The organism is Reichenbachiella ulvae (genome assembly GCF_025833875.1).
Taxonomy (GTDB): Bacteria; Bacteroidota; Bacteroidia; order Cytophagales; family Cyclobacteriaceae; genus Reichenbachiella; species Reichenbachiella ulvae.
The window spans coordinates 4,527,741-4,537,500 of the sequence record NZ_JAOYOD010000001.1; the positions used below are offsets into that span (position 1 = coordinate 4,527,741).

Annotated in this window: 11 protein-coding genes (1 of these 11 running past the window's edge); 8 read left to right on the top strand and 3 right to left on the bottom strand. The window is 41.3% G+C overall.

The genetic code is table 11. The annotated features are described in order from the left end of the window. The first annotated feature begins 2 nt into the window (after positions 1-2). The 8 genes from atpG to N7U62_RS18520 all read left to right on the top strand — a co-directional run bounded on the left by atpG (position 3) and on the right by N7U62_RS18520 (position 5,846). A complete protein-coding gene (gene atpG / locus N7U62_RS18485) occupies positions 3-899 on the top strand; it encodes an ATP synthase F1 subunit gamma (RefSeq protein WP_264139572.1) in 897 nt (298 codons plus the stop codon). A 68-nt stretch (positions 900-967) separates the two neighbouring features. Then, positions 968-1,804, top strand: a complete 837-nt coding sequence (locus tag N7U62_RS18490) for a UbiA family prenyltransferase (protein WP_264139574.1) — start codon at positions 968-970, stop codon at positions 1,802-1,804. Further along, a complete protein-coding gene (locus N7U62_RS18495) occupies positions 1,801-2,415 on the top strand; it encodes a class I SAM-dependent methyltransferase (protein WP_264139575.1) in 615 nt (204 codons plus the stop codon). Before N7U62_RS18490 ends, N7U62_RS18495 begins: the two co-directional genes overlap by 4 nt. Before the next feature lie 103 nt (positions 2,416-2,518). Further along, the gene (locus N7U62_RS18500; RefSeq protein WP_264139577.1) at positions 2,519-3,076 is read left to right on the top strand and encodes an RNA polymerase sigma factor; all 558 of its coding nucleotides are present in this window, start codon (positions 2,519-2,521) and stop codon (positions 3,074-3,076) included. Beyond that, entirely contained in the window at positions 3,063-3,566 is a 504-nt protein-coding gene (locus N7U62_RS18505) for a hypothetical protein (RefSeq protein ID WP_264139578.1), read from the top strand. Before N7U62_RS18500 ends, N7U62_RS18505 begins: the two co-directional genes overlap by 14 nt. After that, positions 3,559-4,683 (top strand): DUF4097 family beta strand repeat-containing protein, encoded by a 1,125-nt coding sequence (locus tag N7U62_RS18510; RefSeq protein ID WP_264139580.1) that lies wholly within the window; start codon positions 3,559-3,561, stop codon positions 4,681-4,683. The genes N7U62_RS18505 and N7U62_RS18510 overlap by 8 nt, the downstream gene beginning before the upstream one ends. A 4-nt stretch (positions 4,684-4,687) precedes the next feature. Continuing rightward, positions 4,688-5,218: a hypothetical protein gene (locus tag N7U62_RS18515; protein WP_264139582.1), complete on the top strand. Its 531-nt coding sequence runs from the start codon at positions 4,688-4,690 to the stop codon at positions 5,216-5,218. A 1-nt stretch (position 5,219) separates the two neighbouring features. Beyond that, positions 5,220-5,846, top strand: coding sequence for a hypothetical protein (locus N7U62_RS18520; protein ID WP_264139584.1), 627 nt, complete (start codon positions 5,220-5,222; stop codon positions 5,844-5,846). Here N7U62_RS18520 and N7U62_RS18525 read toward each other — a convergent pair whose 3' ends face one another. From N7U62_RS18525 to recJ, 3 genes are all read right to left on the bottom strand, one after another. Then, positions 5,847-7,370: a GH3 auxin-responsive promoter family protein gene (locus N7U62_RS18525; protein ID WP_507173260.1), complete on the bottom strand. Its 1,524-nt coding sequence runs from the start codon at positions 7,368-7,370 to the stop codon at positions 5,847-5,849. It abuts the gene before it with no gap. 6 nt (positions 7,371-7,376) lie between these two features. Continuing rightward, complete coding sequence (gene lptB / locus N7U62_RS18530) at positions 7,377-8,108, bottom strand: LPS export ABC transporter ATP-binding protein (protein ID WP_264139586.1); 732 nt, start codon at positions 8,106-8,108, stop codon at positions 7,377-7,379. Between the two features lie 65 nt (positions 8,109-8,173). Beyond that, a protein-coding gene (gene recJ / locus N7U62_RS18535; RefSeq protein ID WP_264139587.1) for a single-stranded-DNA-specific exonuclease RecJ crosses the window boundary here: on the bottom strand, positions 8,174-9,760 show its 3' portion. 144 nt of this gene lie beyond the right edge of the window; the window shows 1,587 of its 1,731 coding nt (coding positions 145-1,731); its start codon lies off the right edge, out of view — the gene reads right to left on this strand; it ends in the stop codon at positions 8,174-8,176.

Genomic DNA, 9,760 nt, shown 5'->3' on the forward strand with positions numbered 1-9,760 from the left:
AAATGGCTAATTTAAAAGAAGTAAAGAATAGGATACAATCTATCACTTCGACACAGCAGATTACTAGCGCCATGAAAATGGTGGCAGCTGCCAAGTTGAAGCGTGCGCAGGATCGCATTACGCAGATGAGACCTTATTCGCAAAAGCTGACAGGGATATTGCAAAACGTATCTACTGCACTGGGAGGTGATGTTGAAAACGCCTACGGTGAAGTAAGAGAAGTAGAGAATGTGCTGTTGGTGGTCGTTTCTTCTGATAGAGGACTGTGTGGTGCTTTCAACAACAATGCGTTTAAGAAAGCAATAAGCACGATCAAGGAGAAGTATTCATATGAAGAAAAGCACAATGGTGTTCACATTCTTCCGATTGGAAAGAAAGCCTATGATTACTTCACCAAAAGAAACTACCAAGTAGTTTCTGGATTCGAAGGCATGTTTGCTGATTTATCTTTTGATACAGCCAGAGCTGCAGCGGAGCACGTGATGGCTGCCTTCAAGGATGGAACATACGACAAAGTGGATTTGATCTACAATGAGTTCAAGAATGTCGCAACTCAGATTCTAAGAGCGGAGAATTTCTTGCCTGTTCAGGAAGCTGAAGAGAATGAAGAGCAATCTGGAGCTAAAAAGGACGTAGATTATATCTTTGAGCCATCGGCTGAATATGTGGTAAGCGAATTGATTCCTAAGTCTTTGAAAATTCAGTTTTACAAAGCCATTTTAGAATCAAATGCTTCTGAGCACGGTGCACGTATGACTGCTATGGATCAGGCGACTGACAATGCAGGCGAACTATTGAAGGAATTGAAGTTGACGTATAACAGAACTCGTCAGGCAGCGATTACAAAAGAAATTTTGGAAATCGTGGGTGGTGCTGAGGCACTGGCAAGCGGTTCTTAATTCAAATAATATTTAATAACTTGAAAGCCCTGTTCATATTCTGAACAGGGCTTTTTTTTGTACTACGTTTGATTTTTTCTATAGTCATATCACTATTAAGGAAGGCCACATGGCTATCTCTGGACATTGCTTTGAGTGCGGTGATTCAGACTAACGCCATAGCTTATGTTTTTGATGTCGAGCTACCCTGGACTATTTCCCTGGCACTATTCTTTTGTGTTTGGATGATTTATACCCTTGATCACCTACTAGATGCCCGCAAGATTAAAGGAGAGCCTTCCATGCCAAGACATGCATTTCATTGGAAGTATGCGAGCACTTTATTCACCATACTGTTGTCGGTAGCCTTTTGTAGCCTGGCGCTGGTTTTTTATTTACCAGCGGACACGCTGCTTTGGGGGATAGTGGTAGCGGGTTTGGTGGGGCTTTATCTTCTTTTGACCTGGTGGCTCAAGGTTTTTATCGCCAAAGAGTTACTAATTGCAGTGCTTTATTCAGTTGGGATATTTATTGGCCCCTGGTCTGTAGGTTTGGCTTTTTCACTACCTACTTCGTCGATTTTTCTGATTTTAACCATGCTTGCACTATCCAACCTATTGTTGCTATCCCTATATGAGAAGGACAAAGACCAAGCCGATGGGTTCAGTTCATGGGCTACTATTTTTGGGGAGTCACATTTGAAACGAGCCCTACAGTTATTGTATGCTTTGTTATTCATTTCATTTGGGGTTTCCTTATTTCTTGCAGGGCCAGATTTGTGGTTTCCATATTTGGGTGTCATGTTTTCAATGTTCATTATACTATTGGTTTTGTATTGGAGGCGTGACTGGTTTCAAATCAAAGAAGGATATCGATTGATTGGTGATTTCATTTTCTTCTTGCCCGGTTTTATCTTCTTGTTTTGAATAATTTCAATGCCATAGCGCCGATCTATGATCAGCTGAAAAGTTTGGTGTTTTGGGGAAGACTGGATGATGCCAAAAGAGCCCATCTTCATCAAATCAAAGCAGGGAGTCGAGTATTGGTTCTTGGGGGTGGTTCTGGGCAGATTCTATCTTATTTGGACGATTTGGAGATGAGTCTAGCAGTTGATTTCGTAGAATTATCCGAAAAGATGATGCTAATCGCGAAAGGCCGTAGCTTTTCAAATATCCATGTCAACTATGTACTTGAAGATGTGCTTACTTTGGATATTGAAGCATCATACGATGTAGTGATTGCTAACTTTATTTTTGATCTTTTCGAAATAGACAATTTGAGATTTTTATTGAAGAAAGTGAGTAATTGTCTCTCTCCAAATGGGGTATTGTTAGTGGCAGATTTTCAGATTAATAAAAGATGGCATGCTTGGTTCTCGCAATTGATGCATGGCTTTTTCCATCTGGTAGCCAGTTTAGAAAGTAGGCAGCTAAAGGAGATCAATTCAGAATTGAAAATGGCTGGTTTCCATCGAACCTCTTCATCAGATTTTTACAAAGGGTTTATATTTTCATCTGTATTTTCCTTTAACATCTAATCTCTAAGATAGATTTCATCGAAAAGAAACTATTTTCGTTAAAAAGGAAACCCTAACTCAATCGTAGTGTCTATACTACAAGACCTAAGCAAACTAAAAGAAAGTGCAACGCGAAATACACAAGGAAATCATAGGGAAATGCCAGACAGGAGATCGAAAGGCTCAGTATCAATTGTATTCGTTGTATTCCAGTGCCATGTATAACATCTGCCGAAGAATGATGGTAGATGAAGATGAGGCCAAGGATTTGCTTCAGGAGTCTTTCGTGGAAGCTTTTATTCAGATAAAAAAGTTAAAGGACATCAGCTTCTTTAGTGCCTGGATCAAGAGAATCACCATCAACAAGTGTCTGAATGCCATGCGAAAAAAGAAACTTTTCGCCTTGTCATTGGAAGAGGGAATTGAGGTGGTAGAAGAAATAGAGAATGACGATGATCTCATTCAGCTGGAGGCAAAGCAGGTGCTTGAGGCAATTGAAAAGTTAGCGCCTGGACATAGAGCAGTATTGAACCTTTATTTATTCGAAGGTTATGATCATAAGGAAATTGGACAGATTCTGAATATCACTGAGTCGGCATCCAAATCGCAGTTTAGCAAGGCAAAAGCGAGAATTCGAAATATTTTGGAAGAACAAAAAGATCAGAGTTATGGTACAGGATGATTGGAAAGATCATATTGAGAAGAACAGATCTGAGTTTGAACAGTACGAATTGGATCAGGATAGTTGGGCAAACATCGTTTCTGGCTTGGACAAGAAGGAGAAGTCCTTGGAAAAAAGGAGCAAGTGGTTAGGAAACCTTTGGAAAGGGGCTGCGGCTTGTATGCTGGCGGCTGTTGTAGCTTTTGTTTTATATCCTGTCGAGCAGTCCGATGATTATGCCTCATCTCAGCTAAGCGAAGTGGAAACCTATTATCAGAGTAAAATCAACATCAAGGTTTCTCAGATTTCGGCGATTGAAAATGATCAAACCATCTTTCAGGATTTGGAAGTATTGGATCAGGCATTCGTAGAACTCAAAGAAGATCTCAAGGATAACGCCGATAATGAAGAGGTCATCAACGCGATGATTGCCACATATAAGGTGAAGTTGGAAGTACTCGAGCGCATACTAGAAGAGCTGGAGGATAAGAAGAAAAAAGTAGATGCCTAGTTTAGGACAAATTCTCTTCTTGGTTTTATGGATTTTTGGATTGGTGCAGGCTACTGCTCAACCCCTCCAGAAACAAACCAAAACGATGTTTAGCGCCTATTCGGTCACCGAAAACACCACACTGGATATCGTAAACAAATACGGAAAGGTAGTCATCAACACATGGAATCAGGATTCTGTTGTGATTAAGGTTGATATCACAGCCTACGAACGAAACAACGAAGAAATCGGCAAGTTGATGGATCGGGTTAGCATAGATATCCATTACTTCGGAGGGTTCGTTACTGCGAAAACTGATTTGGATAAAAATTCAGGTTTGTTCAGAGAGAAGTGGAATAGTCTGGTGGATGATTCGATGACCCTGACTAATAGAAATAAGGTGAACATAGACTATGAGCTCTATGTACCAGAAGGAAGTACAGTCAATCTGGAAAACAAATTTGGCGATGTGTATATCGGAGGGACACTCGGTAGTTCAAAATTCAATCTAGCCCATGGAGACCTCAAAGCCCATAATTTTACTGGACTAACCAGAATGGATTTGAGTTTTGGTAAGGCAAATATAAGAAGCATACAGCAGGGCTTCATGGTCTTGCGCAGCGCTGATTTGGTACTTGAAAAGGTTGAAGATCTGGATTTGGAAAGCACTTCTTCAGAAATTCATATTCAAAACTCCGGAAGCTTGAAAATGGAATCCAGAAATGATAAAATAATTGTCAATCAAGTGCAGATGTTCAGAGGTGATGCGAGTTTTTCTGATGTCAAAATGGAACAGCTGGATGGCTTCATCAGTTTTAAACTCAACTATGGAGAGATCATTATTTCTAAAATAAAATCCAACTTTTCGAATGTGGATATCTATAGCGAATCTGGAGACATCAATCTCACCTTTGATCAGGGAGCCAATATGCAAATCAGTTTGTACGGAAGACAAGAGCAACTGTATCTGTCTAAGAATTTATTGAAACTTGATCGTACGGTCATCGATGAAAAAGATAAAGTCGTCACCTTAAAAGGAAAGATTGGCAACCAAAATGTAAAGCAAAGTACGGTGAATGTTCATAGTGAGACTGGCGATGTTTTCGTCTATGTCATTGACCCTAAATTAAATAAATGAGGCAATGAAGATTACTTTCAAACCAACTGCGTTGTTGCTGCTAGTATTACTTTACCTGATGTCGGAGCGAGCTTTGGCACAGGAATATAACCGCTCGGCGGGTGTCCGACTGGCTAGCGAAACATCCGCTATCACCTATAAAAAATTTGTATCCGAAGACCAGGCAGTTGAGCTGCTTTTGAGTGGCCGCAATCAGGGACTCCAACTCACCGTACTGACCCAAAAGTACATTCCCATGCGAGTCGGTACTTTGGATAACTTCTATTTTTATGCTGGTATGGGAGGTCATGGTGGATATGAGAAAAATGACCGAATAGAGAAGGCCGTAATCAGCCCGACCTCTACGAACTACAATTATATTGAGGAAAATTACTTTGCCATTGGGGTTGATGGAGTGGTAGGTATAGAATACCGCATATTGAGTGTTCCTCTTTCAATCAATGTGGACTTGAAACCCTATTTGAGTTATATAGGTTTTGCCAAATTGGAAGGAGATTTTTGGGATGGTTCTATTGGCATTAAATACATTTTTTAAGATGAAAAAAACGATTCTATTAATACTTTCGGTTGTAGTTGTGTCCATGGCATCAGCTCAAAACTACGTGGACGATAAGGATGAGGTCAAATCTTTGATAAATAAGGACAATGAGTTGAGCCCTTTTATCAGTCTGGATTTTAAAACAGGAAACACAGTAGATCAACTTTCACTTTTGGTAGGCGCGCATGGAGGTATTTTGGTCAACAAAAATGTAATCCTGGGAGTGGGTACGTATGGTTGGGTCACTGATCCAAAGGTGACCAATGCTTCTCAGGTTGATCTCGAACTCAATGGTGGATATGCGGGTTTGTTACTAGGTTATAAATTGTTTCCCAAGGAAATCATTCACTTGAATTTCCCAGTCCTGATTGGAGGTGGTCAGATCCGTTTGGATGACACAGACTTTTTTCAGAGTGGGAGCAATGACAACTCCTACACTTTGGAGCAGTCAGGTTTTTTTATCGTAGATCCCTGTGCCCAAATCGAAATGAATATTTCTCACAATTTTAGGGTCGCAGTAGGAGCCGGTTATCGTTTTGTGATTGGAAGTGGGGTAGATACAGTGACAGACGAGGATCTTTCCGATTTGTATGGAATGTTATCTATTCAGTTGGGTCGATTCTAATCATTGAACGCCCATCAGCTCCAGGATATCATCGATATATTGGCGGTTGTTGGCCAGACGAGGTACTTTGTTCTGGCCACCTAGTTTACCTCTTCTTTTCATCCAGTTGTAAAAAGTACCTGTTTCAGCACAATGAACCACCGGCATTTTTAACGCCATATCTTTATATCGTTTGGCATCATAGTCAGAATTTACCTGTCTTAAAGTTTCGTCCAGAATGCTGATGAATCGGTCCAGGCTTTCAGGTTTCTTTTTGAATTCAATGATCCATTCATGACCTCCTTCACTTTTTTCAGTAAAGTGAATGGGGGCAGCAGTAAAATTATCAATCATGGCGCCTGTTTTGTCACAGGCCTCAGCGATTGCTGTTTCTGCATTTTCAACCACTAGCTCTTCACCAAAGGCATTGATGAAATGCTTGGTCCGCCCTGCTATCTTGATTCGATATGGGTTGAGTGAAGTAAATTTGATCGTATCGCCAATGCTGTATCTCCATAGGCCAGCATTCGTTGTAATGAGCATGGCATAGATTTTACCCAATTCCACATCTTCCAGACCGACGGCTATGGGGTTTTCCTCATGCATGTACTCGTAGGGAATGAATTCGTAGTAGATACCATAGTCCAGCATCAAGAGCAATTCTTCTGAATCCTTTTGATCTTGTATCCCAAAGAATCCTTCCGAGGCGTTGTATGTTTCGACATAGTTCATTTGATCCGAAGGGATCAATTCTTTGAACAAGTTGCGATAAGGAGTAAATGAAACCGCACCGTGAAAAAACACTTCAAGGTTCGGCCACACTTCTAATATATTGTCAACCCCTTTGATTTCCATTAGGCGTTGGATCAAAAGTATCGTCCATGTCGGTACTCCTGAGATGCTAGTTACATTTTCGTGCAAAGTGGATTGCGCTAGCTTTTCGATTTTTTCTTCCCAGTTGTCCATTAGTGCCACATCTAGCGAGGGAGTCCTGATGATCTGCGCCCACATAGGTAGATTGGCCATGATCACTGCAGACACATCGCCATAGTAGGAACTGGCTGTAGGATCTAGTTCATTGACTTGATGGCTTCCTCCGATGCCCAGACCTTTTCCAGAAAACATTCGACTATCAGGATAGTTGTTTACATAGATGGATATAAGATCCTTTCCGCCTTTGAAATGACATTCTTCTAATGCTTCGGTAGATACAGGGATAAACTTGCTTCTGGCATTGGTTGTGCCAGAGGATTTGGCAAACCATTTGATTTCAGTTGGCCAAAGCAACTTTTCTTCCCCCTTCATCCTTCGTTCTATATATGGGAATAGCTTCTCATAGGTATGCACTGGCACTTCGTTTCTGAATTGCTCAACAGATTTGATACCTTCGAAATTGTGCTTTTTACCGAATTCGGTTTTTTTGGCGGTATGGATCAGGCGGTTGCGAAGCTCTTCCTGAACTTCGTGCGGATATTTCATGAAAAGCTCGATTTGGTGAATCCGCTTTTTCATGACCCAGGTTAAAATAGAATTTAGTATTTCCAAGGGCTGCTATATTTTCCTCTTCAATTCAAAATGTCGACCCAGGTAAACTCTACGAACCTGTTCGTCAGCAGCAAGATCTTCGGCTGTGCCTGATTTGAGAAGTTTCCCTTCGAACATCAGGTAAGCTCTATCCGTGATCGATAAGGTTTCGTTTACGTTGTGGTCTGTTATCAATATACCAATATCCTTGCTTTTTAATTGAGCAACGATGCTTTGAATTTCTTCTACTGCAATGGGGTCCACACCGGCAAAGGGTTCATCGAGCAATACAAAGTGTGGATCAATAGCCAGGGCACGTGCGATTTCGGTTCTTCGTCTTTCACCACCTGACAGAGATTGGCCTAGATTCTTTCTTACTTTGGTGAGGCTAAACTCCTCGAGTAGAAATTCAGTTTTTTCTTTTTGTTCAGATTTTGGGATATTTCTCATCTCCAATACGGACAGGATGTTTTCTTCCACAGTTAGTTTTCTGAACACCGAGGCTTCTTGAGCCAAATAGCCTACACCTAGTTTGGCACGTTTGTACATGGGCAGATCAGTAATTTCCTGATCATCTAGATAGATATGTCCCTCATTGGGTTTGATCAGACCCGTGATCATATAAAAGGAAGTCGTTTTACCTGCTCCGTTTGGTCCTAACAGACCCACGATTTCGCCTTGGTTTACGGTGACCGAGATTCCTTTTACTACGGTTCTGCTTTTGTACTTCTTGATTAAATTCTCAGCTCTGAGTTGCATATTTTCCCTGCTTCGTGCCGCTTTGATTTGATGGCAATTTTAACGATAAAATTTCAATTCAGAGTTCAGTTCTGGCATTCTCTGATGTCTTTGATCATCAGCTGCAAAGAGGTCTCTCCTCTGAAATTGTTTTCTTCTACAGTATATACCAAATCAAAGGAGTCACTAGTCAGAGACTCCAATTGGAACATACCAAATCCTATGGCATCAAATACCATGCTATCTTCTTGAACCACGGCCAGTTTCAGATGTTTCTCTTTTAGTATCCGCGCATCACCGTGCAGTTTCACTCCACGACTAACGAATACAGGTTGCATATTTTCTGGACCGAAGGGCCCCATCTGCTTGAGAATGCTATTGAATTTGAAATCAATATCGCCCAACTTCACTTCTCTATCGATTATGATCTTTTGTACTTTTTCTTCTTCAGTGATCGTAGCACCCACTTGCTTTTCGAATAGATCTTTGAAAGCGCCTAATTGAGACTTGTTCATAGTCAGTCCAGCGGCAAATCGGTGCCCGCCGAATTGTTCGAGATGTTCGCTACATGCTTCTATTGCGGTATATATATCAAAACCATCTACCGATCTGGCCGAGCCAGTGATTTTTTGATTGGATTCAGTTAGTACAATGGTAGGTTTATAGTGGTGTTCGATGCATCGAGAGGCTACTATTCCTATGATGCCCTTGTGCCAGTCTTTTTTGAATAGTACGTTGGCACTTTTATTCACTCCTTCTTCCTGGATCAGTGCAAGCGCCTCTTGAGTGATTGATTCATCATAGGATTTCCTTTCCTCATTTTCCAGGTTTAGCTTTTCAGCAAAGACTTTGGCGTCTGCTTCGTTGTCCTGGGTCAACAGGTTGAGCGCTGCACTGGCATGACTGATCCTACCAGCCGCATTGATTCTCGGCCCAATCCCAAAAACAACATTTGAAATATTGACAGGTCTTTGCATTCCAGCTTTGTTCATGAGCGCTAGCAATCCCGGACTAGGATCTACATTCAGCTTCTTGATTCCAAAGTGCGCAAGGATTCGGTTTTCTCCTGTAATTGGCACGATGTCCGAAGCAATACTAACAGCCACCAAGTCAAGGTGTCGGAGCAGCTTTTGTTCTTCTATTCCATTTTGGATACAAAAGCCTTGTAAAAACTTGAACCCAATACCACAGCCAGACAGTTCCTTATATGAATAGCTACAGTCCTTTTGTTTGGGATCCAAAATAGCAATAGCGGCAGGCAGAACATTTCCAGGCAAATGGTGGTCACATATGATTACATCTATATGTTCGTCTACTGCCATCTGGGTAGTCTCTACAGCTCGGATCCCACAGTCCAAGGTGATGATCAGATCGACTCGATGGTCGATGGCCCATTGGATTCCTTTTTTTGAAACACCATAGCCTTCAGTATATCGGTCAGGTATATAGGTAAAGAGATTAGAACTAAACTCTTTTAGAAAATTGTAAGTCAAAGCTACCGAAGTGGTGCCATCCACATCATAGTCACCATATATCAGGATCTTCTCATTATTATATATAGCCTGTGTCAAGCGTTCAACAGCGATGGCCATGTTTTTCATTTCGAATGGATCATGAATAAGACTTAGGTCAGGTCGGAAGAAAGCCTTAGCTTCATCAAAGCTTTCTATTCC